Origin of the sequence: Nonomuraea coxensis DSM 45129 (assembly GCF_019397265.1) — a bacterium.
GTDB lineage: Bacteria > Actinomycetota > Actinomycetes > Streptosporangiales > Streptosporangiaceae > Nonomuraea > Nonomuraea coxensis.
This window is the reverse complement of sequence record NZ_CP068985.1, coordinates 7,944,887-7,970,147: the sequence shown is the minus strand read 5'-3', so window position 1 is coordinate 7,970,147 and position 25,261 is coordinate 7,944,887. Positions and strand designations below refer to the sequence as shown.

Below are 25,261 nucleotides of genomic sequence, written 5' to 3'. Positions count from 1 at the left end.
CGCCTTACACCTTTACTTGGGCCGGGCGACGGAAAGCGTTGCGGCCCTGGTCAGGCGGGGCGGCGCGGCTCGTGGAGCCAGGCGTCGAAGAGCGGGCCGAGGTCCTTGCCCGACATCTTCTCGGCGAGGGCGACGAACTGCTCGGTGGTGACGTTGCTGTAGCGGTGCTCGGCGGTCCAGGCGCGCAGCAGCTTGAAGAACGTGTCGTCGCCGACGGCCTTGCGCAGGGCGTGCAGGGCCATCGCGCCGCGCGTGTAGACGGACTGGTTGAACAGGTCGTCGGGCTTGGCGCGTCCGGGCGGGTAGGCCCAGATGGGGTCGTCGGCGGGGCGGGCGAGGTTGCGCTGGAAGGTGGCCTCGGCGGTGCCCTTGCCCTTGTGCTCGGCCCACAGCCACTCGGCGTAGGTGGCGAAGCCCTCGTTGAGCCAGAGGTCCTTCCAGCGCCGGATGCTGAGGCTGTCGCCGAACCACTGGTGGGCCAGCTCGTGGGCGATGATGGCCTCGTCGGGGGCGAAGCCGCCGTACATCGGCTTGGTCTGGTTCTCCAGGGCGTAGCCGGTGGCGAAGTCGTCGACGACGCCGCCGGTGGAGCCGAACGGGTAGGGGCCGAAGACGGTGGCCCAGTAGTCGGTGACCTCGCCGGAGACGGTGTAGACCTTGTCGAGCGAACTCCTGAACGCCGGGTCGACGGCGGCCAGCAGCGGGATGCCCGCGGCGGTGCGGCCCTCGCGCAGCTCGAACGTGCCGAGCGTGGCCGTGGCGAGGTAGGTCGCCATCGGCTGCTTCTCGCGCCAGCGCCACGTGGTCCTGCCGCTCGCGGTGGTGGGCCGGCCGGCCAGCTCGCCGTTGGCCAGGGCGGTGAGCCCGGCGGGCACGGTGATCGCGAAGTCGAAGGTGGCCTTGTCGGCGGGGTGGTCGTTGGACGGGAACCAGGTCTTGGCGCCGTTGGGCTCGGCGGTGACGAACGCGCCGTCGCGGGTCGGGATGAAGCCGTAGGTGCCGAGGTTGGCGGAGTTTCTGACCGGCTGGGGGGTGCCGGCGTAGGACACCCGGACGGTGAAGCGGTCGTCGTCGGCGATCGGGCGCGCCGGCCGGACGGTGAGCTCCTGGCCCTGCCGGGAGAAGGTGGCGGCCTCGTCGTCGACGGTGACGCCGCTGACGTCGTAGCCGGTCAGGTCGAGGTTGAAGCTGGAGAGGTCCTGGGTGGCGGCGGCGGTGATGGTGGTGATGCCGCTCAGGCGCTTGTCGGCGGGCGTGTAGTCGATGGAGATGCCGTAGTGGGCGACGTCGTAGCCGCCGTTGCCGTCGTTGGGGAAGTCGGCGTCGCCGATGCCCGCCGCGCCCGCGCGGGCGTCGGAGAGCGCGGCGGCCGTGGGGCCGGTGGACGGAGGCGGCTGGTCGGCCGGTGTGCAGGCGAGCGCGCTGACCAGCGCCACCAAGAGCGCGACTGAGCGCCTTTCGTAACGCATCCCCGAATCAGCCCCCTTCGATCCGTGACCAAGATATTACGCTGGGTCAGGCCGTGGCCGCGACGTGGCCTGGTCGGCGGTTCTCGTACACGGGGGTTGACGGGGTGCGGGACGAGGACGCCGGCGCACGTCGATGCGGCGGCGTCCTCGTGCCTAACGGTGACGACGGTCCCATGATGGTCTGATCACCCGGGACAAGTCGGGACAAACTAAAGGTTGCCCCTGCGTTCCTGCTCGCGCTCGATGGCCTCGAACAGGGCCTTGAAGTTGCCCTTGCCGAACCCGAGCGAGCCGTGCCGCTCGATCAGCTCGAAGAACACGGTGGGCCGGTCCTGCACCGGCTGGGTGAAGATCTGCAGCAGGTAGCCGTCCTCGTCGCGGTCCACCAGGATGCGGCGCTTCTTCAGCTCCTCGATCGGCGCCCGCACCTGCCCGATGCGCTCGCGCAGCTCGGGGTCGTCGTAGTACGAGTCCGGCGTGTCGAGGAAGCGCACCCCGGCGGCCCTCATGTGGTCGACCGTGGCGATGATGTCGTTGGTGGCGAGCGCGATGTGCTGCACGCCGGGGCCGCCGTAGAACTCCAGGTATTCGTCGATCTGCGACTTCTTGCGGCTGACGGCCGGCTCGTTGAGCGGGAACTTGACCTTGCGGGTGCCGTCGGCCACGACCTTCGACATGAGCGCGGAGTACTCGGTGGCGATGTCGTCGCCGATGAACTCGGCCATGTTGGTGAAGCCCATCACCTTGCGGTAGAACTCCACCCACTCGTCCATCTTGCCCAGCTCGACGTTGCCGACGCAGTGGTCCACCGCCTGGAAGAGCCGGCCGGTTTTGGTCGCCGGCGGGGCGACCAGCGGCTCGGCGGGGGCGTAGCCGGGCAGGTAGCGGCCGCTGTAGTTGGCGCGGTCGACGAGCGTGTGCCGCGTCTCGCCGTACGTCGCGATGGCCGCGAGCACCACCTTGCCGTGCTCGTCCTCCAGCGTGTACGGCTCCTCAAGCCCCTTCGCCCCCTGTTCGACGGCGTGCCGGTAGGCGGCCTCCACGTCCGGCACCTGGATGGCCAGGTCGATCACCCCGTCGCCGTGCTCGGCCACGTGCCGCGCCAGATCGGTGCCAGGACGGATCGAGGCACGGAACTCGAAGGTGGCGCCGCCCGAGGTGAGCACGTACGCCGCCGTCTCGGGGCTGCCGTTCTCCGGCCCCCGATAGGCCACCAGCTTCATCCCGAACGCGGTGGAGTAGTAGTGGGCCGCCTGGCGGGCGTTGCCGACCGCGAACACGACGGCGTCCATGCCGTTGACCGGAAAGACATCACTCATGCCCTCAACTCTCGATATTCCTAGACGAGTTGCGCAAGAGTTACTTGAAAGAGTGGACAATCTGCCTAGCCATGAGCGGATCCATCCGCTATTTCTGTACAGCATGACGACGATCGACGATCTCGACGCCCGGCTCATCGCCCTGCTGACCGCCGAGCCCCGCCTCGGCGTGCTGGAGTGCTCGCGCCGGCTCGGCGTGGCCCGCGGCACCGTGCAGGCGAGGCTCGACCGGCTGACCGCCCGCGGGGTGATCACCGGGTTCGGCCCCGACGTGTCGCCGGCCGCGCTCGGCTACGGCGTCACCGCCTTCGTCACGATGGAGATCCGCCAGGTCTCCGGGCACGATCCGGTGGCCGACCGGCTGGCGCGCATCCCCGAGGTGCTGGAGGTGCACACGATCACCGGCGCCAGCGATCTGCTCTGCCGGGTGGTCGCTCGGACAAATGCGGATCTGCAGCGAGTTATCGATCAAATAGTTGATGTCCAAGGCGTGTTGCGGACTAATTCGATCATTGCCCTGGACACCCCGGTTCCCTACCGAGTGCTGCCCTTGGTCGCCGATGTTCCGCGTCGTGAGAGCCGTTCGACGTAGTATCGCTCTGGGACGGGGCACTGATATCGATCGTTTACCCTTGGCGTTCGCCCAGCTTGCAGGCTTACGACTAGGGGGTCGAAGGTGCGGAGCGGTGGAGGGGACGGAATGCCGAAACGGCGGATTCTCCGGCTTCTGCTGATTTGTTCGGGAGCGGGAATCCTCGTACTCGTCGGCCTTTTCGCGGTCGCGTGGGCGATGACTCCTATTCCCGACACCACCCAGAAACAGGCCACCGCGCAGGGCTCGGTGATCTATTATCGCGACGGCAAGAGCGTCCTCGCCCGGCAGGGCGTCGACCGCAAGGTCGTCGAGCTGGACAAGGTGCCGGGACACGTCCGCGAGGCCGTCATCGCGGCCGAGAACCGCTCCTTCTACGAGGACGCCGGCGTCTCGGCCAAGGGCACCGCGCGGGCCCTGTGGTCCACCATGACCGGGCAGCAGCTCCAGGGCGGCTCGACCATCACCCAGCAGCTCGTCCGCAACTACTACAGCGGCCTCAGCCAGGAGCGCTCGGTCACCCGCAAGTTCAAGGAGATCCTGATCGCGATGAAGGTCGACCAGTCCAAGTCCAAAGACTGGGTGCTGGAGCAGTACCTCAACACGATCTACTTCGGCCGCGGCGCCAACGGCGTCCAGTCGGCCGCCCGCGCCTACTTCGGCAAGGACGTCGAGGACCTCGGCGTGGCCGAGGGCGCCTACCTCGCCGCCGTGATCCAGCAGCCCAGCCGCTTCGCGGACCCCGAGGGCGCCGACCTCCAGGCGGCGCGCTACCGCTGGAAGTCCGTGATCGACGCCATGCGCGAGACCGGCGCGCTGAGCGCCGAGGAGGCGTCCGCCCAGAAGTTCCCCGAGCTGGTCGCGCCGAAGAAGCCGTTCGAGCTCAAGGGCCAGGCCCGCTACATGCTCCAGCAGGTCACCGACGAGCTCAACCGGCGCGGCTACACCGACGAGGAGATCAACAGCGGCGGGCTGAAGATCGTCTCGACCTTCGACAAGAAGCTCATGACGGCGGCCGAGCGGGCGGTCAAGGAGACCCTGCCCGACGGCACGCCGCAGAAGGTGCGCACCGGGCTGGCCGCCGTCGATCCCGCGACCGGCGAGGTGGTCGCCTTCTACGGCGGCGACCCCGAGCGCTACGCCTACGACAACGCCTTCTCCGCCAAGGTCATGGCGGGCTCGACGTTCAAGCCGTACACGCTGGCCACCGCGCTCGACAACGGCTTCGACCTGTCCACGCGGGTCGACGGCAACTCGCCGCTCCGGGTCGCCTCCGCCGACAAGCCCATCCCCAACGACAGCGGACGCTCCTACGGGCACATCGACCTGGTCCAGGCCACCCAGAACTCCGTCAACACCGCGTTCGTGGACCTCGGGCAGAAGGTCGGGCTGGACAAGGTGGCGCAGACCGCCGAGAAGGCCGGCATCCCGGCCGCCCAGCTCACCCAGAAGGACGCGGCCTCCTTCCCGCTCGGCGTCTCCTCGGTCAGCGCCGTCCAGAACGCCTCCGGCTTCGCCACGTTCGCCAACAAGGGCGTGCACGTGGAGGCGCACGTGCTCAGGTCGGTCACCGACGGCGAAGGGCGCAAGCAGGTCGTCGAGCCGGTCGCGACGAAGGTGGTCGGCGAGCAGGCCGCGGCCGACACGACGTACGCGATGGAGCAGGTCGTCAAGTACGGCACCGGCACCGCCGCCCGCCTCTACGACCGGCCGGTGGCCGGCAAGACCGGCACCACCGACGACTCACGCTCGGTCTGGTTCAACGGGTTCACGCCGCAGCTCGCGGTGGCGGTCAACATGTTCCGTGACGACAACAAGACCGTGACCGTCCCCGGCTACGGCACCCAGTTCGGCGGGCAGCTTCCCGCGCAGATCTGGCGGGCGTTCATGACCGAGGCCATGGCGGGCAAGCCGGTCGAGGAGTTCCCCGAGCCGTCCGACTACGGCTGGGACGGCTACTCACCCTTCCGCGACCGCGGCGACGAGCCCCGGCAGGACTCCTCGCCGCCGTCCGACGACGGCTGGAGCACGCCGCCGGCCGAGCCGAGCGAGCCGTCCGAGGATGGCCGGCCGTTCAGCGAGGGCCCGGCCGACGACGCCCAGGACAGCGTCGACGACCAGAACGGCCCGAACGACGCGAACAACAGGCGCGGCGACCAGCCCGACCAGTCGGACCCGCCGTCCTCCCAGGAGGCCGACCAGCCCTTCGCCCGCAACGACCAGAGCCCCGCCGGCGGCTTCGACCGCGGCACGCCCGACGGCTGAGCCGCCCCGCGGTTCCGCGCCGGTCAGCCGCGCGTCAGCTCCGCGCGTAGTGCGTCCACCGTGGTCACCGGCAGGCGGCAGGTGAAGCCGCGGCACACGTACGCCGCGGGGGCCTCGTCGATCGGGCCGCGTCCCTCCAGCAAGGCCGGGAACACGCTCTCGGTGGGGGCGAGCGGCTCGCCCGTGCCGCCCCGCATGGGGGCGTCGCCGTCGCCGAGCGCGACCACCAGCCCCGGCACGTCGGCCAGCAGCGCCGCGCGGTGCAGCGCCGCCCGCCGGGGGTCGTCGGGCGCGCCCACGATCGCCACCTCCACCGGCCCGTCCAGCGCCGCCCGCGCCACGGCGAGGCCCCAGCCCGCGAAGCGCGCGTGCCCGGGCGCCAGCACCGACACCGTGCCGAGCGCCGCCTCGGCGGCCTCCCGGTGCCGGGCCGAGCCGGTCAGCGCCGCGTACGACAGCAGGGCGCCGGCCGCCGCGAACTGCCCGGACGGCGTGGCGTTGTCGGTCGGGTCCTGGGGCCGCTGGAACAGCCGCTCGGCGTCGTCGGCCGTGTCGTAGAAGCCGCCCCTGCCGTCGGCGAAGCGGTCGAGCACGACGTCGAGCAGCGTGCCCGCCAGCCGCAGCCAGCGGGCCTCGCCGGTGACGCCGTAGAGGGCGATCAGGCCCTCGGCCAGGTTGGCGTGGTCCTCCAGCACGCCGGCGTTGGCCCCCGCCCGGCCGTCCATGGACGTGCGCAGCAGCCGGCCGTCCACCATGTGGACGCGGGCCAGCAGCTCCGCCGCGCGTCCGGCGGCGGCCACCAGCTCGGGCCGCTCGAACACCACGCCCGCCTCGGCGAGCGCCGCCACGGCGAGGCCGTTCCACGAGGCCACGACCTTGTCGTCGCGGCCCGGCCGCACGCGGCGCTCCCTGGCCGCCAGCAGCCGCTCGCGTACGCGCTCGAAGCGCGAGGGGTCGTCGGGGTCGCGCGGGAGCTGCAGCACCGACGTGCCGTGCTCGAAGGTGCCGGTGACCTCGAACAGGCCGGTCGCCCACCGCCCGTCGTCCTCGCCCAGGACCTCGGCGAGCTGCTCGGGCGTCCAGACGTAGAACTTGCCCTCGACGCCCTCGCTGTCGGCGTCGAGCGCCGAGGCGAAGCCGCCCTCGGGGGTGGTCATCTCGCGCAGCAGCCAGCCGGCCGTCTCCAGCGCCACCCGCCTGGCGAGGTCGCCGCCGCCCGCCTTCCACCAGTGGGTGTAGACGCGCAGCAGGAGCGCGTTGTCGTAGAGCATCTTCTCGAAGTGCGGGACGACCCAGCCGGCGTCCACGCTGTAGCGGGCGAAGCCGCCGCCGAGCTGGTCGTGGATGCCGCCGCGGGCCATCGCCTCCAGGGTCCGCGCGCTCATCTCGCGCTCGCCCGAGCGCAGCAGGAACTCCAGCACCATGGACGGCGGGAACTTCGGCGCGCCGCCGAAACCTCCACGGACCGGGTCGAACGACTCCCGCAGGTTGTCCATCGCCCGCGCGAGCGTGTCCGCGCCGGGCAGCGGGCCCGGGGGCAGGGCGGTGTTGTCGTTGAGCGCTTCGACGACCTTCGCCCCCTGGCTGAGCACCGACTCCCTGTCGCCCGTCCACACCCTGTGAACCTCCTGCAGCAGGCGCTGGAAGTGGGGGCGCGGGAAGTAGGTGCCGCAGTAGAACGGATGGCCGTCCGGCGTGGCGAACACCGTCATCGGCCAGCCGCCCTGGCGGGTCATGGCCTGCGTGGCGCCCATGTAGACGGCGTCGACGTCGGGCCGCTCCTCGCGGTCGACCTTGACGTTGACGAAGTGCTCGTTCATGAGCCGCGCCGTGCCGGCGTCCTCGAAGCTCTCGTGGGCCATCACGTGACACCAGTGGCAGGCCGAGTAGCCCACGCTGATGAGCAGCGGCACGTCCCGTCGCCGGGCCTCCGCGAACGCCTCCTCCCCCCACGGCCACCAGTCGACCGGGTTGCCGGCGTGCTGGAGCAGGTAGGGGCTGGTGGAGCCTGCCAAGTGGTTCATCACGACCTCCTCGGCCCACCCTAAACCGCGGGCCCGCGGACTCCCGCGACCGCCAGCGCCGTGGCCCCGGGCGGCGTAGGTTACGGAGGGTGGATGTGGATTTCGTCTGCGCGCTCGCCACGCGGCCCGCGGGCCGCCTGACGCGCAGGGACGTGGCCAGGGCGCTGCTCGCCGTACCCTCGGGCGTGGCGCTGGTGGCGCTGCCCGACCTGCGGCGGGCGCTCCTCGCGGCCGGCAACCCGCTGTCACGGGCCTTCTGGGAGTCCGCCAAGGCGACGCTCGGCGCGATCGAGGCGGGCGTCGCCACGGTCGGTGACGTGCAGCGCTGGCTGGAGTCCACGGGCACCGAGCCGATCCTGATGACGCAGGGCTACTTCGTCTGGCCCGAGGAGGACGAACGCGGTCCGGTGACGGCCGAGATGCACGGGCTGCTGGTCGCCCACCTGGAGGAGCGGGTCGCGGCCGGCGAGATCGACCCCGACGCGCTGGCCGGCGGCGATCCGGAGGCGCGGGCGGCGTACGAGGAGCTGCAGGAGCGCTGGCTGACCAGGCCGCTGCCCGACGGCCGGGTGCCCGAGCGGGCGGTCCACGACGAGCAGGACGAGGAGCTGTTCGCCGCCTGGGACGAGGAGGAGGCGTTCGCGCTGGCGGAGCTGCGCCGCATCCTCGGCGGCCTGCCGGGCCGGCCGGAGCCGCCGGTCGCCGAGCTGGACGCGGCGGGGGCGCGCCTGCGCGAGCTGCTGGCCGAGCCGGGCTATCCGGCGAACGTGCTGCGCGCCTGCGCGGGGCTCGACGACCGGCCGATGCCGCGCGACGACCGCGAGCTGTGGCTGGAGGTGGCGGCGGGCATCGCGGGCCCGGTCGCGGACCTGCCGGAGAGCGGGGACGAGCTGCTGGAGTTCGCCGACCTCGAACGGCGGCTCAGCGAGGAGGACCTCACCCTCGCCAACCTGTGCGCCATCCAGCACGCCGACTGGCTGGCGGCCGTGACGGCGCTGGCCCGGCTGGGGCCGGGGGTGCTCGCCTCTCCGGAGCGGATCGCCCGCCTCATCGCCGAGTCGGAGGACATCGAGAGCGAGGAGCAGGACCAGGACGAGGACGAGCTGGAGGCGACCGAGGGCTTCTTCAGGTCCGTGGTGCCGCTGTGGGCGTGTCTCGGCATCGTCGACGCCGGAGGGGTGCTCACGCCGCTCGGCTGGTGGGGGCTGCCGGAGGCGCTGGAGCGGGCCTGGACGCCCGCCGAGTGAGCGTCACACCCGGTCAGCCGGCCGCCTCGACGAGGTCCTTGAACTCCGGGTGGCGCTCGATGTACTTGGCGACGTACGGGCACAGCGGCACGACCCGCAGGCCGGTGTCGGCGCTCATGCGCAGGGCGTGGTCGACGAGCCGGCCGGCCAGGCCCTGGCCCTCGTAGAGGGGGGAGACCTCGGTGTGCGTGAAGACGACCTTGGTGGGCAGCAGGCGGTAGTCGGCGAACCCGGCGACCTTGCCGTCCACCAGGATCTCGAAACGGCTCTCCGACGAGTTGTCGACGACCTCGATCGGCATCTACTCGGCCTTCTTGTCGTCCGTGTCGTCCGGGTCGCCCGCCCGCGGCACCTCGATCTTCGCCATCTGCTTGTTCATGGACTTGATCAGGAAATAGAGGGCGAAGCCGATGAGTGCCACGACGACGAAGCCGAGCAGACCCGGACTCACATCACCTGTTGCTAGATAGGTCACACTTCCAGTATGCCGCCGGGACCTCGTGGTCCGGCCGTCGGCGGGGTCAGTGGCAGGCGGGCGAGACGTCGTCGGCGTGGATGCCGGCGAACAGGTCGTCCTCGGGCAGTTCGGTGTCGACCAGCGAGCGCGCCAGGTGGTAGTCCTCGGTCGGCCAGATCTCCTGCTGCAGCTCGCGCGGGCAGACGAACCAGAAGCCGTCGGGGTCGACCTGCGTGGCGTGGGCGAGCAGCGCCGCGTCGCGGAGGTCGAAGTAGTCGCCGCACGGAACCCGGGTGGTGACCGGCCACTTGGCGGGGCGGTCCTCCCAGCGGGCGATCCAGTCGGAGTAGGGGGAGCCGAGCCCGCGCGAGGTCATGGCCTCGTGCAGCGCCTCGAAGCGCTCCTTGGTGAAGCCCATCTGGTAGTAGAGCTTGAGCGGCTGCCACGGGTCGCCGGTGCCCGGGTAGCGGTCGGGGTCGCCGGCCGCCTCGAACGCCTCCACCGACACGCGGTTGGTCATGATGTGGTCGGGGTGCGGGTAGCCGCCGTCGTCGTCGTACGTGATGATCACGTGCGGCCGGAAGTCGCGCACGGCCGCCACCAGCGGCAGGGAGGCGTCCTCCAGCTTCTGCACGGCGAAGCAGCCCTCGGGCAGCGGCTCGTCCTCGTTCTCGGGCAGCCCGGAGTCCACGAAGCCCATGAAGCGCTGCTCCACGCCGAGGATCGCGCGGGCGCGCTCCATCTCGGCCCTGCGCACCTCGCCGATGTTGGCCACGACCTCGGGGAGGTCCATCTTGGGGTTGAGCACGGATCCGCGTTCACCACCCGTCAGGGTGCACACCAGGACTTCCACACCTTCGCGCACATAGCGCGCCATCGTCGCGGCGCCCTTGCTCGACTCGTCATCGGGGTGGGCGTGGACGGCCATCAGCCTCAGCGGTGCACTCACGGGCTCGATGTCTCCTCAGTCGGACCGGTCACTTAGTTTGTCTGCAGGCGGTCGTGAGGGTCAGGTCGTGTACCGGGACCCCCGCGGGCGACAATTGTCTCGGATAACGCTCAGGGAGTGCAGGGAGATTCCACCATGGTCACCAGAGATGTCGGGAACGGACCCGTTCTCGGCACCCCCGACGAGCTGCCCGACGGCCCCAGGCGCCGGGGCAGGCTGGTCGTCCACGTCGTCATCGGCGTCCTGGTGGCCATCATCGCGGGCGGGTGGGGCTACGTCATGTGGTCGATGACCGCGGGCGGGTCGGAGGCGCCGGCGCAGGTGATCATGTTCGACGTGGTCGGGCCGACGCGGGCGGAGATCACCTTCCAGGTCTACAAGCCGGACGACAGGGAGGCCGTCTGCCGGATCAGGGCGCTGGACGTGAACCACGGGGAAGTCGGGAGCAAGGAAGTAAGAATCCGGGCTGGTGAGGGTAGTAAGCAGCTCAAGGAAAGCCTGGACACCAGTGCCCAGGCGACTTCCGTCCACGTCCAGTACTGCAATCTCGTATAGTGAGACATTTGGGGAAGCGAACCGACGGTTGACTTGTTAGCCTTTCGCAATTCAACCGTTGGAAACCTCAAGTGATCTCAGGGCCCCCTAGGCAAGCAAGGAGAACCCGTGGCCGACTCTCGCGATGAGAACGTCACATGGCTGACGCAGGAGGCGTACGACCGCCTGAAGGCGGAGTACGAATATCTCTCCGGCCCCGGGCGCGTCGACATCGCCAAGAAGATCGAGGCCGCCCGTGAGGAGGGCGACCTGCGCGAGAACGGCGGCTACCACGCCGCCAAGGACGAGCAGGGCAAGATGGAGGCCCGGATCTTCCACCTCCGCCAGATCCTCGACAACGCCCAGGTGGGCGAGGCCCCCAAGGCCGAAGGCGTGGTCGGGCCCGGCATGACGGTGACCATCCGGTTCGTCGGTGACGACGACGAGGTCACCTTCCTGCTCGCCTCGCGCGAGGAGAGCGGTGCGCCGATCGACGTCTATTCGCCGAAGTCTCCCCTCGGAGCGGCGATCAACGGTAAGAAGATCGGTGAGAAGGCGACGTACTCCATGCCCAACGGGCGCCAGAACACCGTCGAGATCCTGGAGGCAGTGCCGTACGTCGGCAACTGACGCCACCTGAGACGAACCGCCGGGCCCCCGCTGGTCCGGCGGATTTCGTGCGTGGACCCGTGATGCACCCCCCTGTCCTGCCCGGACCCCCCATGCAGGGGTATCCGGGGTATCCCGGGCAGGGGCCGGGGCCGGGAGGGATCCGGCAGGATCTCACCTTCCTCGTCCGGTCCCGTAAGCGCCGCGACCCGGTCAAGCTGGTGCCGTTCATCGTGGTGGCGCTGGTCGCGGTGCTGACCGCCGACGTGCTGCTGCTGGCCCAGCCGCCGCGGGACGAGCCGGAGGCCGCCGCGGCCGGCCATCCGACGCCCAGGCAGACGCTGCTCGCCGAGCGCCGGCCGCAGAAGCAGCCGCCGGTCCGCACGGTCCAGCCGGTGGCGCCGCTGCGCAAGCTGCACAAGCCCAACCTGTTCGTGCTCACCCGCAAGCCGTTCACCGAGGCGCAGTTACGCAAGGTGGGCCGGCTGCGCGGGGTGCGGGCGCTGGAGCTGGCCGACGCCGCCTCGATCACGCTCGACGGCAAGCGGGTGCAGACCCTCGCCGTCGATCCGTCCACGTTCCGCGCCTACACCCCCAAGGTGACCGCCTCCTCCGACGCGTTGTGGCAGAACGTCGCGGCGGGCGACGTCGCGGTGTCGTTCGTGCTCGGCAACGACGGCGGGCTCACGCTGCACCGGCAGGTCCGCGGGCCGGCCGGGACGATGCGCATCGGCGCGTACGCGACCACCGGCTTCGGCGCGGTCGACGCGGTGGTCTCCAAGCAGGTCGGGCGGACGCTCGGCCTGCCGCGCGACAACGCGCTCATCGTCAGCGCGCCCACCGCCAGCTCGGCCGCCTTACGGAGCAAGATCCTCAAGGTGTTGCCCAAGGGCACCCAGGTCGCCAGCGTCAACCCGGTGCTGCCGCAGCCGCGGCAGCAGACCACGCGCAACTGGCCGGCGGGCTCGTTCATGACGGTCGAGCAGGTCCACGTGGCGCTCAGGGCGGCGGCGTCCAAGCTGGGGCGGCCGTACGTGTGGGGCGCGGAGGGGCCGAACACCTTCGACTGCTCCGGCCTGGTCCAGTGGGCCTTCGCCCAGGCGGGCGTGCGGATGCCGCGCGTGACCCACCAGCAGTGGGTGACCGGGCCGCAGGTGCCGCTCTCGCAGGCGCAGCCGGGTGACCTCATCTTCTGGCGGTCCGATCCCACGAACCCCGACTACATCTCCCATGTGGCGATCTATTGGGGCAACGGGCAGATGATCCAGGCGCCGCGCACCGGCGACGTCGTCAAGATCTCGAAGGTCTACACCAAGAACCTCGCCGGCGTCGTACGGGTCAGCCCGGTCGCCGCCGCCCGGGTCCGCTGACCGATACTCCCCTGAGGCGACACCCTCCTTCCCTCACGTGCCTGCGGCGTGCAAATGTGTAATGGTGATTACATGAGTGCAGAAGACATGACGGCGGAGGTCCGGGGCTGGTTCACCGGGCGGCTCCCCGAAGGCTGGTTCACCGGCGCCCCCGAGATCGTCAGGGACCGCGAGGAGATCGCGGTCATCGGCACGCTCCCCGACCCGCCGGAGGACACCCCGGAGGCCGAGCGCGCGGCCCTGGTCGAGGGCCTGGCCCGCCGGTTCAGGGAGGAGACCCGCGAGCGGCGCATCGAGATCGCCCGCGAGGCCGAGCTGAGGTTCCGGCAGAAGGTGTCCTGGGGCGTGTCCTGCGGCGGATTCACTGTGATGTTCACCACACTGTCCGTGCCGGTCATGACCCGGCTGCGCCAGTCGGAGCGACAGGTCCTCGACACGCTCGTCGCCGCCGGGGTGGCCCGCAGCCGCAGCGACGCGCTCGCCTGGTGCGTACGCCTCGTCGGCAGGAACGCCGACACCTGGCTGGCCGATCTTCGCGACGCCCTCCAGCACGTCGACCGCGTTCGCGCCGCGGGCCCCGACGTCCATTCGTGAAGCGGTCCAGGGGAAACAGCGAGAGGAATGGACTAAACCACTGCGGGAATTGGTTTAGACCATTGGCATTGGACTGGACCAGTCAATGTTAATTCTCTTTTAAGTCTGCCGCGCCTGGGTAGGCTCCCCCAATCGCCAGGGCCTCTGCCTGCGACGACGGCCCCGCCAACAGGTCTATGCCAATTGGCCTTCCGGTCGTTCCGTCGTTAATGATGACTGGGCCCTGAGAGAGTGGAGGAGCGCAGTCGTGTCCGTGACCGTGGAAGTGCCCACGCCGACGAGCAATAGCGAATTGGCAGCGTGGGTGAAAGAGATAGCAGTCCTTACCGAGCCCGATCGGATCGAGTGGTGCGACGGCTCCGAGGAGGAGTGGACCCGTCTCACCAACCTGCTCGTGGAGCAGGGCACGCTCATCCGGCTCGCCGCCCGTCCCAACAGCTTCTACGCCAAGTCCGACCCGAGCGACGTCGCCAGGGTCGAGGACCGTACCTTCATCTGCTCCGAGCGTCCCGAGGACGCCGGGCCCACCAACAACTGGATCCCGCCCGCGGAGATGCGGCAGACCTTCGGCAAGCTCTTCAAGGGCTGCATGCGCGGCCGGACCATGTACGTGGTCCCGTTCTGCATGGGCCCGCTCGGCGGCGAGATCTCTCAGGTCGGCGTCGAGATCACGGACTCGCCGTACGTCGCCGTCTCCATGCGCGTCATGACCCGCATGGGCGAGCGGGCGCTGCGCCTCATCGAGGAGCGCGGCGACTTCGTCAAGTGCGTGCACTCCGTGGGCGCCCCGCTGCGGCCCGGCCAGGCCGACGTGCCGTGGCCGTGCAGCTCCACCAAGTACATCAGCCACTTCCCCGAGACCCGCGAGATCTGGTCCTACGGCTCCGGCTACGGCGGCAACGCGCTGCTCGGCAAGAAGTGCTACGCGCTGCGCATCGCCAGCGTCATGGCCCGCGACGAGGGCTGGCTGGCCGAGCACATGCTCATCCTCAAGCTCACCCCGCCGTCCGGCGAGACCCGCTACATCGCCGCCGCCTTCCCGAGCGCGTGCGGCAAGACCAACCTCGCCATGCTCCAGCCCACCATCCCGGGCTGGAAGGTCGAGACCGTCGGCGACGACATCGCCTGGATGCGCTTCGGCGAGGACGGCCGCCTCTACGCCATCAACCCGGAGGCCGGCTTCTTCGGCGTCGCCCCGGGCACCGGCGAGATCACCAACGCCAACGCGGTCAAGACGCTCTGGGGCAACAGCATCTTCACCAACGTCGCGCTCACCGACGACGGCGACGTGTGGTGGGAGGGCCTGACCGACGAGCCGCCCGCGCACCTCACCGACTGGAAGGGCCGCGACTGGACGCCCGACAGCGACGAGCCGGCCGCCCACCCGAACGCCCGCTTCACCACACCCGCCGCCCAGTGCCCGACCATCGCACCCGAGTGGCAGGACCCCAAGGGCGTGCCCATCTCCGCGATCCTGTTCGGCGGTCGCCGCGCCACCGCCGTGCCACTGGTCACGGAATCGCTGAGCTGGGAGCACGGCGTCTTCCTCGGAGCCAACGTCGCCTCCGAGAAGACCGCCGCGGCCGAGGGCAAGGTCGGCGAGCTGCGCCACGACCCGTTCGCCATGCTGCCGTTCTGCGGCTACAACATGGGCGACTACTTCGGCCACTGGCTGAACGTCGGCCGGCGTGAGGGCGCCGTGCTCCCGCGCATCTACTACGTCAACTGGTTCCGCAAGGACGCCGACGGCCGCTACATCTGGCCCGGCTACGGCGAGAACAGCCGCGTGCTCAAGTGGATCGTCGACCGCCTCAACGGCGAGGCCGACGCCGTGCCGACGCCGATCGGCCTGCTGCCCGCCGAGCTCGACACCGAGGGCCTCGACCTCTCCGAGGACGCCCTGCGCACGCTGCTGAGCGTGGACCGCGAGGTCTGGCGCGAGGAGGCGGCGCTCATCCCGGCGCACTTCGAGAAGTTCGGCGACCACCTGCCGAAGGAGCTGTGGAAGGAGTACGACGCCCTGCTCGACCGGCTCGGGTAGGCGCCCTTGTGCGGTGCGGCGGCACGGTCGTACGTTGGTGGCGCCGCCGTACCGATCACAGGGGGGCAAACGTGGGCTACGTCCTGCTCGTCGCCGCTCTAGGCATGCTGATCACGGTCCAGGCCGCCAGCGGCTGGGTCGAGGCCGAGATCCGGCGGGTCGCCGAGGCCGAGCCCGGCGGGCGCGGGCATCCTCTGGGGCCGTACGAGCTGGCCTACCTCACGGGCGGGCCCCGGAGAGCCCTGAACACGGCGCTGACCGTCCTCGCGACGGCCGGCGCCGTCCGCGTCTCCAGGGGCTCCCAGGTCACCGCCGTGGACGGCGCGGCGCCCTCACCGGTGCCGATCGAGCAGGCCGTGCTCGACGCGCTCGCGTCCAGGCCGGGCGGCTACCGGGCCGCCGAGCTGCGGCGGGAGCTGGAGACGCATCCCGCGCTGGTCGCGCTCGCCGCCGGGCTGGAGGCGCGCGGCCTCCTCGTGCCGCAGGAGGCGTTCAAGGAGGCGTGGCGGCGCAGGACGCGGCTGGTGGCCGTCACCTGGGCGGCGGCGGTCTTCGGGGTGGCGGTGCTCGTGCTGGAGTCCTCCGACGCGCTCGGCCCCGACGCCGTCTTCGTCCCCACGATCCTCATCGGGGTGGCCGCCCCCGTGCTCGGGCTCGTGCACTGCGCCAAGCACGGCAGGCGGCTCAGGAACGTCGTCACCAGGGAAGGGCGCACGGTGCTGAACGCGGCGAGGGCCCGGCATCCGAGAGGCGTACGCGACCAGGGGGCGGCCGCACTGGCCGTCGGGGTGCTGGTGGCGCTCTACGGGCTGGAGGAGGCGGGGGATCCGGCGCTGGGCAAGGAGCTGATGACCAGCTTCCCCGGCGGTGACAGCTCCGGGTCCTGCGGGGCGCACAGCGGCGGTGACGGCGTGTCCTTCGGCGGCTCCGATTTCGGCTCCTCCGGCGGCGGCGACGGCGGCGGCGGGTCGAGCTGCGGCGGCGGCGGAGGATGCGGCGGCGGTGGCGGGTGCGGGGGCGGCGGTGGCGGCGGCTGACAAGCGCGCCGGGGAGAGGAAGGACGGCATGGCGGGGGACCGGGACAGGACCGCGGAGCTGGGGGTGGGGATCGGCTGGCGGGCCGAGCTGGATCTCACCATCGAGCGCATGGAAGGCGTCGACTTCGTCGAGGCGATCGCCGAGAACCTGAGGCCCGGCGCGCTGCCGGAGTCGCTGCGCCTGTTACGGGCCAGGGACGTGCCGGTGATCCCGCACGGGGTGTCGCTCGGCGTCGGCGGGGCCGAGCCGCCCGCCGCCGGCCGGCTCGCGCACCTGGCCGCGTGCGCGGAGGCGCTGGACGCGCCGCTCGTCAGCGAGCATCTGGCGTTCGTCCGCGGCGACGGGGTCGAGGCGGGGCATCTACTGCCGATCCCGCGGACGCGGGAGTCGCTGCGGGTCGTCACGGAGAACGTACGCCGGGCGCAGGACGCGCTGCCCGTCCCGCTGGCGCTGGAGAACGTGGCCGCGATCTTCGGCTGGCCGGACGACGAGCTGACCGAGGGGCACTTCCTCGCCGAGCTGGTGGAGCGGACCGGGGTGCTGCTGCTCGTCGACGTCGCCAACCTCTACACCAACCAGGTCAACCTGGGCCTGTCGGCGGTGGCCGCGCTCGACGCCCTGCCACTGGAGCACCTGGCGTACGTGCACGTCGCCGGCGGCTACGAGCACCAGGGCATCTGGCACGACACCCACACCACGGCCGTGCCGGCGCCGGTGCTGGACCTGCTCACCGAGCTGTGCTCCCGTACCCGCCCGCCCGGGGTGCTGCTGGAGTGGGACGACCACTTCCCGAGCGACGCCGCGCTGGCGGGGGAGCTGGAGCGGATCAGGGCCGCGACGGCGGCCGGCGCGGCGAGGGGGAGCCTCGATGGCGCCACGACCTGAGCCTGTGCAACAGGCGGAGGGTCGGGCGGGCTCGGGGGAGAACCTGGCGGGGCCGGGGGAGGATCTGGCGGTGGCGCGGGGGCGGCTGGCGGAGGCGCAGGGGCGGGTGGTGCGGGCGCTGGTCGCGGGCGGTGAGGTGCCCGACGGCTTCGACGCGGCCCGCCTGCGCGCCCAGGCCGCGAGCCTGGTCGCCAAGCGGCGCTCCATCGTGGCGCGGCTCCGCCCCGACGCGGCCGTGGCCGCCGGGGCCGACCTGGCGGCCGAGTTCGCCGCGTACGCGCGGGCCCGCGGCGAGCCGCCTCCCGGCTACCGCGCCGACGCCGACGGCTTCGCCGCCTGGCTGCGCGAGCGCGGCCGGCTGCCGGATCCGCCCCGCCGCCGCACGCCGTGGTGGCGGCGGCGGGTGCCGTAGCATGCGCTTGGGAGGCGGCATGCGCGTGGTCAACATGGGCGACTGGCCCCTGGACGAGCGGGACGAGCGGCTCCACGAGCCCGGCGGCGAGCCACTGTGGAACGAGTCCTACTACTTCGACTTCGTGGCGGACGACGGCGAGCTGGGCGGCTACGTGCGGCTCGGCCTCTACCCCAACTGGAGGCGCGCCTGGTACTGGGCCTGCCTGGTCACCCCCGGCGGCCTGGTCGCGTCCGTGATCGACCACGACGCGCCCCTGCCGGACGATCCCGGCCTGACCGTCCGCGGCGCGGGCTACGAGGCGTCCCAGCGGATCGCCGACCCGTTCCGCGCGGCCGGGGTCCGGCTGGTCTCCGACGCGCTCGCGCTCGACCTGGAGTGGCGCACCGAGGGCGGCGTGTACGGCTACGCCCTCACCCCGCGCTACGAGGTCCCCTGCGTGGTGACCGGCACGGTCGGCGGCCGGCCCTTCCACGGCCACGGCGAGCGCGACCACAGCTGGGGCGTGCGCGACTGGTGGTCGATCTCCTGGATGTGGAGCAGCGGCCGGCTGACGGACGGCACGTACGTGCACGGCATGCGCGCCAACCTGGGCCTCGACCTGCCCTGGCCGGCGTTCACCGTGCCGCCGGGCGGCGAGCCCGCGCACGCGGAGGGCTTCGCGGCGGCGACCTCCTTCGACGGCGACCGCCCCGCCGGCACGGTGCTGCGGCTGCCGGGGATGGCGGTGACCGCGCGGCCGGTCGCGTTCGCGCCGGTGACGCTGACCTCGCCGGAGGGGGCGACGGCGGTCTTCCCGCGGGCGATGTGCCGTTTCGAGGCCGAGGACGGGCGTTCGGGCCACGGCTGGACGGAGTGGCACCAGCCGCCGGAATGGCGCTCCCACGTCTGGGTTTAGGGGTCATCGGCCGGGAAACGCAGGGGTGCATGGGGGGACTGCGCTGCGTCGACGGATCCTATCTGACCGTCACGCCCGTGGCGTGCCGTGACAGCGTCGGCAAGCCGTACGAGGTCACCCTTGAGCTGCACCGCGACGGCGCCCCGTACGGCAGCGTGGGGGAGCGCTGCGGCTGGCTGCTGACCCGGCTGGCGCGCGGCGTGGACGAGGCCCGTACGGGCCGGGGCCCGGCCAGGCGGTGGGCCGATCCCGACGACAGGTTCCCCGGCGGCGAGCCGGAAGGCGAGCTGTTCTCCTTCCGCTACCGCAGCAGGTCGGGTCCGTCCGGCGGCGAGCTGAGCTGCCGCTTGCGCACGATCCCGCTGTGGGAGGGGAGCCGCTGGCGGGTGACGCGGCGGGCGTACGTGGAGGCGTGGGGCGCCACGGGCGTCGGCATGCGGGCCGTGCTGACCTCGGCGGAGCTGTCGTCGTTCGTCCGAGGTCTCCTGGAGGAGGCCGAAGGATGTCTGGAAGGCAGAGATATGGCAAGGAATGCCAGAGAGGGAGCAGGCACAGGCGAAACGCGGTGATAATTGCCTGTTGGGTCATTGACCGAGGGCAACCGCTGGGGAGGACACTCCGTGGGCCTGCGCGACCTGGTCTACCGGCTGTACGAGCGCCGGCTGGAGGCCGAGCTGTCGAAGGACAGCATTCCCCGGCACGTCGGGGTCATCATCGACGGCAACCGCCGCTGGGCGCGCTCCATGGGGATGCGCGACGTCTCCACGGGCCACCGCAAGGGCGCGGACAAGATCTCCGAGCTGCTCTGCTGGTGCCGCGAGACCGGCGTCGAGGTCGTCACCGTCTGGATGCTCTCCAACGACAACCTCAACCGGCCGCGGGAGGAGCTGGAGCCGCTCCTCCGCATCATCGAGGACGTGACGCGGGAGCTGGTGGACCAGGGCTGGCGGATCATCCCCGTCGGGGCACTGGACCTGCTGCCGGACCGTACGGCGAATGTCCTCAAAAACGCGAAAGAAGCGTCATCACACCGTCCGGGCCTGATTGTGAACGTTGCAGTTGGGTATGGAGGAAGACGTGAGATTGCCGATGCGGTGCGCTCACTGCTCCAGGAGCAAGCGAGCAAGGGAGCGAGCATCGAGGACCTCGTCGAGGTGCTCGATGTGGAGCACATCGCGGAGCATCTCTACACTCGCGGCCAGCCGGATCCGGATCTTCTCATCCGGACCTCGGGCGAGCAGCGCCTGTCGGGCTTCATGCTCTGGCAGAGCGCTCACTCCGAGTTCTACTTCCACGAGGCCTACTGGCCCGACTTCCGCAGGGTCGACTTCCTGCGGGCGCTGCGCGATTACGCTGCGAGACATCGACGTTACGGTTCTTGACACGACATTCGGGTATCGAGGACGTAACGTTGAAAGTGTCCGACCACAGGTCGAACACTCCGGAGAGGTCCCGCCTTTGCACCACGATTCGCCGAGGGGGGCCGGAACCCGGCGCCGACGGCGTCTCGCGGTCGGGGAACGCGGGTCCGGTCCGATTCCCGCCTCGTCTGCAGGGCGCCCGCACGTGGGGCGCCCGGGGGAGAACGTGTGGCAGTGTCCTCGAGCAACCCTACGACCCAGCCGGCCAAGCGTACCTACGTGCTCGACACCTCGGTGCTGCTGGCCGACCCGGCGGCCCTGACCCGCTTCGCCGAGCACGACGTGGTCCTGCCGATCGTCGTGATCACCGAGCTGGAAGCCAAGCGGCATCACCCAGAGCTCGGCTATTTCGCGAGGCAGGCCCTGCGCTACCTCGACGATCTGCGGATCAGGCACGGCAGGCTCGACGAGCCCATGCCGACGCCGACTGGGGACGGCACACTCAGGGTTGAGCTCAATCACAGCGACCCGTCCATCTTGCCGGTCGGATTCCGCCTGGGCGACAACGACACGCGCATCCTGACGGTGGCCCGTCATCTGGCCGCCGAGGGCTGTGACGTCGTGCTGGTCTCCAAGGACCTGCCCATGCGGGTCAAGGCGGCCTCGATCGGCCTTACCGCGGAGGAATACCGCGCCGAGCTGGTGCACGAGTCGGGCTGGACCGGGATGGCCGAGATCCAGGTCACCGCCGAGGACGTCGAGACGCTCTTCGAGCACGGCACCGCCGACATCGAGGAGGCCAGGGAACTGCCGACGCACACCGGGCTGCGGCTGCTGTCGGCCAAGGGCTCGGCGCTCGGCCGGGTGCTGCCCGACAAGTCGGTGCGCCTGGTGCGCGGCGACCGCGAGGTGTTCGGACTGCACGGCCGCTCCGCCGAGCAGCGCATCGCGCTCGACCTGCTGATGGACCCGGAGATCGGCATCATCTCGCTGGGCGGCCGGGCCGGCACCGGCAAGTCGGCGCTGGCGCTGTGCGCGGGCCTGGAGGCCGTGCTGGAGCGCCGCCAGCACCGCAAGGTGGTCGTCTTCCGTCCGCTCTACGCGGTCGGCGGCCAGGAGCTCGGCTATCTGCCGGGCACCGAGGGCGAGAAGATGGGCCCGTGGGCGCAGGCGGTCTACGACACGCTGGGCGCGGTCACCACGCCCGAGGTGATCGACGAGGTGCTGGACCGGGGCATGCTGGAGGTGCTCCCGCTCACGCACATCCGCGGCCGTTCGCTGCACGACGCGTTCGTGATCGTGGACGAGGCGCAGTCGCTGGAGCGCGGGGTGCTGCTCACGGTGCTGAGCCGGATCGGCGCCAACTCCCGCGTGGTGCTCACCCACGACATCGCCCAGCGCGACAACCTGCGGGTCGGGCGGCACGACGGTGTGGTGGCGGTGGTGGAGAAGCTCAAGGGCCATCCGCTGTTCGCCCACGTCACGCTGACCCGCTCCGAGCGCTCGCCGATCGCCGCGCTGGTCACCGAGATGCTGGAGGACATCACGATGTAGCGCCGCGGAGATCGCCGCACGTGTACCGCCCCTCGTCCTTCGGGGGGCGGTTCTCGTTGTCCCGGACGATCTTGACCTGCTCGTACGCCGCGTCCTGCTGCGCCGTGCAGACGATCTGCGCCTTGCCGAGGTCGCTCAGCGATGCCGAGCCCCTGATGTAGACGGTCAGCGTCAGCGTGCGCGGGAGCTGCATCTCGTCGCGCTGCACGGGGTTGAGCGAGTCCTTGGTCCGCAGGTACGTGAACCCGCGCAGCGCCGTGTCCCGGTCGCCGAGCGGCTGCCCGGACGCCGCGAACAGTGCGCCGAGCAGGCTCTCCACCGTGTCGTCCCCGACGTCGGCCGGCTCCCGCGCGAGCTTGCCGTTCCTGATCAGGTAGATCGTCTTGGACGGCGGCGGGATGCTCACGGTGGGGGCGTTGCCGCGTTCCTGCACGTCGGTGGGGGAGATGCCGCAGGCGGCCAGCAGGACGCAGGCGAGCAGCGCGAGGGAGGTCCTGGCTCTCACGAGTGGGGCAGCCAGACGGTGAAGAGGGTGCCGGGCTCCTGCGCCCGGACCGAGATGGTGCCGCCGTGCAGGTGCACGTTCGCGCGGGCGATGGCGAGGCCGAGGCCGCTGCCGTGGCTGCGCGCCCGGCCCGCGCCGGCCTTGAAGAAGCGGTCGAAGACGTGCGGCAGCGCCTCGCGCGGGATGCCCTTGCCGTGGTCGCGCACCTTCACCTCCAGCCCGTTCTCGGTGCTGCGGGCGTTGACCACCACAGGGGGGCCGCCGTGCTTGAGCGCGTTGCCGACGAGGTTGGCCACGATCACGTCGAACCTCCTCGGGTCGAGGTTGGCGGTCAGCCCCTGGGAGGCGTTGACCCTGACCTGCTCGTTCCAGCCGCGGGTCTCCAGGCAGTCGCCGATGGCGTCGGCCACGTTGACCGGCTCCAGGTTGAGCGTGGCGGTGCCCGCGTCGAAGCGGCTGATCTCGATGAGGTGCTCGACCAGCTCGCGCAGCCGCTCGATCTCCCTGAGCACCAGCCGGACGGCCTCGGCGGGCGCCTCGGGCAGCCGGCCGGCCTCCTCGGACAGCACGTCGGCCACGGCCGTCATGGCGGTCAGCGGCGTACGCAGCTCGTGCGAGACGTCGGCCACGAACCGGCGGGACATGGCCTCCAGCGAGCGCAGCTCGGACACGCTCAGCTCCAGCGCCGCGGCGGCGTCGTTGAACCTGGCGGTCAGCCCGGCCAGCTCGTCCTGGCCGTGGACCGGCAGGCGGGTGTCGAGCCGGCCCTCGCCGAGCGCCTGGGCGGCCGCGCTCAGCCGGCGCACCGGCAGCAGCACCTGCCGGGCCGAGAACAGCGCCACGACCAGCGCGATGATCACGATCGCGATGCCGCCCTGGAACAGCCTGGCGCGGAGGGTGTCGAGCTGGCTGACGTCGGCGCGCATGGGGAAGAAGACGAAGGCGCGCAGGCCGGTGGCCTCGGGGACGCCGTTCGTGGCGCGGTGGACCTCGGTGCCGACGATGAGCCACAGCTCGCCCCTGAGCACCCGGCGCTGGGTCACGACGCTCTGCTTGGCCCGGCCGTAGAGCTCGTTGGGGACGTCGCGGAGGGTCATCGGGCCGGTGACGGAGACCAGGTCGCCGTACTCGATCACGACGCTCCTGCCGGGGGCGCTCAGGGTCTGGGCCAGGTGGTTGAGCTCCTTGCTGGTGGGCGCGGCCTCGCCCGGCCGCAGCCGGCCGACGGGGAAGTCGAGCCCGCCGAGCTCCCGTACGACGAGGTCCATGGAGGTCCGCTCGGTCCTGGTCACCAGGGCGGTCTTGGCCAGCTCGAAGCCGATCGTGGCCACGAGCATGGACGCGGTGACGGCGACGAGCGTGAACGTGATGACGAGCCGGGCGCGCAGTCCGGTGGGAAGAGGGATCACGGAAGCATCACGGTCACGGAGGGCTGAAGCGGTAGCCGAACCCGCGCACGGTGTGGATGAACACCGGCTCGGCGGGCTTCGGCTCGATCTTGGCGCGGATGCGCTGCACACAGGCGTCCACGAGCCGGGAGTCGGCGATGTGCGTGTGGTCCCAGACCGCCCGCAGCAGGTAGCGGCGGTTGAGCACCTGGCCGGGATGGCGGACGAGCTCCAGCAGCAGCCGCAGCTCGGTGGGCGTCAGGTGGATCTCCTTGCCGGCCAGCGTGACCTTGAGCGCGCCCCGGTCGATGACGAGGTCGCCGAAGGTGATGCGGTCGGAGGCGGCGGACTCGGCGCGGCGCAGGATGGCCCTGATGCGCGCGTCCAGCACGCGGGGCTCGACGGGCTTGACCACGTAGTCGTCGGCGCCGGCCTCCAGGCCGACCACGATGTCCAGGTCGTCGCCGCGGGCCGTGAGCAGGATGACGGGGAGCTGGTCGAGCTTGCGCACCCGGCGGCAGACCTCGATGCCGTCGATGCCGGGGAGCATGACGTCGAGGATGGCGATCTCGGGGCGGCGGGCCCTGATGTGGTCGAGTGCCTCCTCGCCGGTCGCGTACGACGTCACCGAGTGCCCCTGACGGGTCAGCGCCAGCTCAAGAGCGGTGCGGACCGAGGGGTCGTCTTCGACGAGGAGAATGCCTGCCACGCGCACATTATCGTTCCATGTCCTGTATAGCCGGGTTGTGTCACCAAACTGTGACGTCGTGTTGAAGGCATCGGGAAGAAGGACAGAAACCCTGAAAGTGGCTTCCCTTCGGTCAACGGGGGCACGAAGGGGAGTCTCCATAGTGTGACTAATCTCACAGTATCCGGAAATAGCACGCTAACGTGCTGCTTAGCCAAGGGGACACCAAGCGATTACCGCGTTTCGGTTGCGCGGCACCCCCCAGGACAGGGCAAGCTCATGGATCGTGAGCCCCGGTCCGCGTTTGAGTGAGCGCCCCCCGACAACCGATGTCCCCTCGGCACGCCGGTCGTCGCGGCGCGTCAGACCCAAGACCATCGTCATCGCCGTCGTCTCCGTGGCGGTCGTGGGCGGCGGCGGCGCCTTCGTCGCCCTGCGCGCGATCGACAACGCGAACAAGCCGGTCACCCCCGCGTTCACCATCGAGGACATGGGCAAGCTGGCCAGCGGCGACCTCTCGGCGCCCGACCCCGAGACCGACGCGCTCAAGGCCGCGGCCGAGCAGGCGTTCCGGGCCGCGCAGCTCAAGAAGAACCGCGACGGCGCCGACGACCACAAGGACGAGCTGTCCTGGGTGGTGCCCAAGCAGGCCCCCGGCGGCGACGGCTTCCCCGCCCAGAACTTCCCGCCCGGCACCAACCCCTCGCCCGGCAGCAACAAGGCCACCGCCAAGGCCATGCTCGCCTCGTTCGGCTTCGGCGCCGACCAGTGGGGCTGCCTGGAGGCGCTCTGGCACAAGGAGAGCGGCTGGAACGAGCGGGCCATGAACCGCTACTCCGGCGCGTACGGCATCCCGCAGTCGCTGCCCGGCAGCAAGATGGCGAGCGCGGGCTCCGACTGGCAGACCAACGCCGCCACCCAGATCAAGTGGGGCCTCGGCTACATCAAGGGCCGCTACGGCACGCCCTGCGGCGCCTGGGGCCACTCCCAGCGGGTCGGCTGGTACTAGACCTCCAGAAGAGCCGCCCGGACAGGTCAACTTTCCTTCTGCAATCGGCAAGC

General features: G+C 71.0%; 25 protein-coding genes. 16 read left to right on the top strand and 9 right to left on the bottom strand.

Annotation, left to right across the window (positions count from 1 at the left end; genetic code table 11):
* Positions 1 to 50 precede the first annotated feature (50 nt).
* On the bottom strand, positions 51 to 1,469 hold the full coding sequence (locus tag Nocox_RS37325) for a M1 family metallopeptidase (RefSeq protein WP_026214762.1): 1,419 nt from the start codon (positions 1,467 to 1,469) through the stop codon (positions 51 to 53).
* Positions 1,470 to 1,678: 209 nt separating this feature from the next.
* Positions 1,679 to 2,788 carry a 4-hydroxyphenylpyruvate dioxygenase gene (gene hppD / locus Nocox_RS37320; RefSeq protein ID WP_051112664.1) on the bottom strand — a complete coding sequence of 370 codons (1,110 nt, stop codon included), beginning with the start codon at positions 2,786 to 2,788 and terminating at the stop codon, positions 1,679 to 1,681.
* A 103-nt stretch (positions 2,789 to 2,891) separates the two neighbouring features.
* Between hppD and Nocox_RS37315 the strand changes: the two genes are divergently transcribed.
* Both Nocox_RS37315 and Nocox_RS37310 read left to right on the top strand, forming a co-directional pair.
* Positions 2,892 to 3,380, top strand: a complete 489-nt coding sequence (locus Nocox_RS37315; protein ID WP_020545153.1) for an Lrp/AsnC family transcriptional regulator — start codon at positions 2,892 to 2,894, stop codon at positions 3,378 to 3,380.
* A 198-nt stretch (positions 3,381 to 3,578) separates the two neighbouring features.
* Complete coding sequence (locus tag Nocox_RS37310; RefSeq protein WP_246649669.1) at positions 3,579 to 5,645, top strand: transglycosylase domain-containing protein; 2,067 nt, start codon at positions 3,579 to 3,581, stop codon at positions 5,643 to 5,645.
* A gap of 23 nt (positions 5,646 to 5,668) precedes the next feature.
* Here Nocox_RS37310 and Nocox_RS37305 read toward each other — a convergent pair whose 3' ends face one another.
* Positions 5,669 to 7,669 (bottom strand): thioredoxin domain-containing protein, encoded by a 2,001-nt coding sequence (locus Nocox_RS37305; protein ID WP_020545151.1) that lies wholly within the window; start codon positions 7,667 to 7,669, stop codon positions 5,669 to 5,671.
* Positions 7,670 to 7,758: 89 nt separating this feature from the next.
* On the opposite strand from Nocox_RS37305, the gene Nocox_RS37300 reads away from it, so the two are divergent.
* On the top strand, positions 7,759 to 8,916 hold the full coding sequence (locus tag Nocox_RS37300; protein ID WP_157383240.1) for a hypothetical protein: 1,158 nt from the start codon (positions 7,759 to 7,761) through the stop codon (positions 8,914 to 8,916).
* A gap of 13 nt (positions 8,917 to 8,929) precedes the next feature.
* Here Nocox_RS37300 and Nocox_RS37295 read toward each other — a convergent pair whose 3' ends face one another.
* The 3 genes from Nocox_RS37295 to mca form a co-directional block, all read right to left on the bottom strand.
* Positions 8,930 to 9,217 (bottom strand): GNAT family N-acetyltransferase, encoded by a 288-nt coding sequence (locus Nocox_RS37295; protein ID WP_020545149.1) that lies wholly within the window; start codon positions 9,215 to 9,217, stop codon positions 8,930 to 8,932.
* Positions 9,218 to 9,367: a hypothetical protein gene (locus tag Nocox_RS37290; RefSeq protein ID WP_020545148.1), complete on the bottom strand. Its 150-nt coding sequence runs from the start codon at positions 9,365 to 9,367 to the stop codon at positions 9,218 to 9,220.
* A gap of 70 nt (positions 9,368 to 9,437) precedes the next feature.
* Positions 9,438 to 10,322 carry a mycothiol conjugate amidase Mca gene (gene mca / locus Nocox_RS37285; protein ID WP_026214759.1) on the bottom strand — a complete coding sequence of 295 codons (885 nt, stop codon included), beginning with the start codon at positions 10,320 to 10,322 and terminating at the stop codon, positions 9,438 to 9,440.
* A 135-nt stretch (positions 10,323 to 10,457) separates the two neighbouring features.
* Between mca and Nocox_RS37280 the strand changes: the two genes are divergently transcribed.
* The 12 genes from Nocox_RS37280 to phoH2 all read left to right on the top strand — a co-directional run bounded on the left by Nocox_RS37280 (position 10,458) and on the right by phoH2 (position 21,618).
* Positions 10,458 to 10,877, top strand: a complete 420-nt coding sequence (locus tag Nocox_RS37280; RefSeq protein WP_020545146.1) for a DUF4307 domain-containing protein — start codon at positions 10,458 to 10,460, stop codon at positions 10,875 to 10,877.
* A 108-nt stretch (positions 10,878 to 10,985) separates the two neighbouring features.
* The gene (greA, locus tag Nocox_RS37275) at positions 10,986 to 11,486 is read left to right on the top strand and encodes a transcription elongation factor GreA (RefSeq protein ID WP_020545145.1); all 501 of its coding nucleotides are present in this window, start codon (positions 10,986 to 10,988) and stop codon (positions 11,484 to 11,486) included.
* A gap of 92 nt (positions 11,487 to 11,578) precedes the next feature.
* Positions 11,579 to 12,835: a C40 family peptidase gene (locus tag Nocox_RS37270; protein WP_051112663.1), complete on the top strand. Its 1,257-nt coding sequence runs from the start codon at positions 11,579 to 11,581 to the stop codon at positions 12,833 to 12,835.
* A gap of 72 nt (positions 12,836 to 12,907) precedes the next feature.
* Positions 12,908 to 13,429, top strand: a complete 522-nt coding sequence (locus Nocox_RS37265; protein ID WP_026214758.1) for a hypothetical protein — start codon at positions 12,908 to 12,910, stop codon at positions 13,427 to 13,429.
* Between the two features lie 247 nt (positions 13,430 to 13,676).
* Positions 13,677 to 15,470, top strand: a complete 1,794-nt coding sequence (locus Nocox_RS37260; protein WP_026214757.1) for a phosphoenolpyruvate carboxykinase (GTP) — start codon at positions 13,677 to 13,679, stop codon at positions 15,468 to 15,470.
* Positions 15,471 to 15,541: 71 nt separating this feature from the next.
* Positions 15,542 to 16,507, top strand: coding sequence for a TIGR04222 domain-containing membrane protein (locus tag Nocox_RS37255; protein ID WP_020545142.1), 966 nt, complete (start codon positions 15,542 to 15,544; stop codon positions 16,505 to 16,507).
* A gap of 28 nt (positions 16,508 to 16,535) precedes the next feature.
* The gene (locus Nocox_RS37250; protein WP_211212742.1) at positions 16,536 to 17,393 is read left to right on the top strand and encodes an MbnB/TglH/ChrH family RiPP precursor modification enzyme; all 858 of its coding nucleotides are present in this window, start codon (positions 16,536 to 16,538) and stop codon (positions 17,391 to 17,393) included.
* Entirely contained in the window at positions 17,377 to 17,805 is a 429-nt protein-coding gene (locus Nocox_RS37245) for an SCO6045 C-terminal-like domain-containing protein (protein ID WP_211212741.1), read from the top strand. Before Nocox_RS37250 ends, Nocox_RS37245 begins: the two co-directional genes overlap by 17 nt.
* 19 nt (positions 17,806 to 17,824) lie before the next feature.
* Positions 17,825 to 18,703, top strand: a complete 879-nt coding sequence (locus Nocox_RS37240) for a DUF7064 domain-containing protein (protein WP_020545139.1) — start codon at positions 17,825 to 17,827, stop codon at positions 18,701 to 18,703.
* 77 nt (positions 18,704 to 18,780) lie between these two features.
* Positions 18,781 to 19,272 (top strand): hypothetical protein, encoded by a 492-nt coding sequence (locus Nocox_RS37235; protein ID WP_157383239.1) that lies wholly within the window; start codon positions 18,781 to 18,783, stop codon positions 19,270 to 19,272.
* Positions 19,273 to 19,323: 51 nt separating this feature from the next.
* A complete protein-coding gene (locus Nocox_RS37230; RefSeq protein ID WP_020545137.1) occupies positions 19,324 to 20,085 on the top strand; it encodes an isoprenyl transferase in 762 nt (253 codons plus the stop codon).
* Between the two features lie 207 nt (positions 20,086 to 20,292).
* Entirely contained in the window at positions 20,293 to 21,618 is a 1,326-nt protein-coding gene (gene phoH2 / locus Nocox_RS37225) for an RNA 5'-3' helicase PhoH2 (protein WP_026214756.1), read from the top strand.
* On the opposite strand, the gene Nocox_RS37220 is transcribed toward phoH2, so the two are convergent.
* From Nocox_RS37220 to Nocox_RS37210, 3 genes are read right to left on the bottom strand one after another with little or no spacing between them, the layout of a single operon-like run.
* Entirely contained in the window at positions 21,608 to 22,123 is a 516-nt protein-coding gene (locus Nocox_RS37220; protein ID WP_020545135.1) for a hypothetical protein, read from the bottom strand. The two genes, phoH2 and Nocox_RS37220, sit on opposite strands and share 11 nt — an antisense overlap.
* Entirely contained in the window at positions 22,120 to 23,532 is a 1,413-nt protein-coding gene (locus tag Nocox_RS37215) for a sensor histidine kinase (protein ID WP_020545134.1), read from the bottom strand. Before Nocox_RS37215 ends, Nocox_RS37220 begins: the two co-directional genes overlap by 4 nt.
* Before the next feature lie 13 nt (positions 23,533 to 23,545).
* Complete coding sequence (locus Nocox_RS37210) at positions 23,546 to 24,220, bottom strand: response regulator transcription factor (RefSeq protein WP_026214755.1); 675 nt, start codon at positions 24,218 to 24,220, stop codon at positions 23,546 to 23,548.
* Between the two features lie 283 nt (positions 24,221 to 24,503).
* On the opposite strand from Nocox_RS37210, the gene Nocox_RS37205 reads away from it, so the two are divergent.
* Complete coding sequence (locus tag Nocox_RS37205; RefSeq protein WP_246649668.1) at positions 24,504 to 25,208, top strand: aggregation-promoting factor C-terminal-like domain-containing protein; 705 nt, start codon at positions 24,504 to 24,506, stop codon at positions 25,206 to 25,208.
* The last annotated feature ends 53 nt before the right edge of the window (positions 25,209 to 25,261 follow it).

Excerpts from the sequence above, each read along its gene's own strand:
- Nocox_RS37280 (WP_020545146.1), top strand. The coding sequence starts at position 10,458 with ATGGTCACCAGAGATGTCGGGAACGGACCCGTTCTCGGCACCCCCGAC.
- Nocox_RS37265 (WP_026214758.1), top strand. The coding sequence starts at position 12,908 with ATGAGTGCAGAAGACATGACGGCGGAGGTCCGGGGCTGGTTCACCGGG.
- Nocox_RS37250 (WP_211212742.1), top strand. The coding sequence starts at position 16,536 with ATGGCGGGGGACCGGGACAGGACCGCGGAGCTGGGGGTGGGGATCGGC.
- Nocox_RS37315 (WP_020545153.1), top strand. The coding sequence starts at position 2,892 with ATGACGACGATCGACGATCTCGACGCCCGGCTCATCGCCCTGCTGACC.
- Nocox_RS37295 (WP_020545149.1), bottom strand. The coding sequence starts at position 9,217 with ATGCCGATCGAGGTCGTCGACAACTCGTCGGAGAGCCGTTTCGAGATC.
- Nocox_RS37305 (WP_020545151.1), bottom strand. The coding sequence starts at position 7,669 with ATGAACCACTTGGCAGGCTCCACCAGCCCCTACCTGCTCCAGCACGCC.
- Nocox_RS37310 (WP_246649669.1), top strand. The coding sequence starts at position 3,579 with ATGACTCCTATTCCCGACACCACCCAGAAACAGGCCACCGCGCAGGGC.
- Nocox_RS37245 (WP_211212741.1), top strand. The coding sequence starts at position 17,377 with ATGGCGCCACGACCTGAGCCTGTGCAACAGGCGGAGGGTCGGGCGGGC.
- Nocox_RS37240 (WP_020545139.1), top strand. The coding sequence starts at position 17,825 with ATGCGCGTGGTCAACATGGGCGACTGGCCCCTGGACGAGCGGGACGAG.
- hppD (WP_051112664.1), bottom strand. The coding sequence starts at position 2,788 with ATGAGTGATGTCTTTCCGGTCAACGGCATGGACGCCGTCGTGTTCGCG.
- Nocox_RS37325 (WP_026214762.1), bottom strand. The coding sequence starts at position 1,469 with ATGCGTTACGAAAGGCGCTCAGTCGCGCTCTTGGTGGCGCTGGTCAGC.
- Nocox_RS37270 (WP_051112663.1), top strand. The coding sequence starts at position 11,579 with ATGCAGGGGTATCCGGGGTATCCCGGGCAGGGGCCGGGGCCGGGAGGG.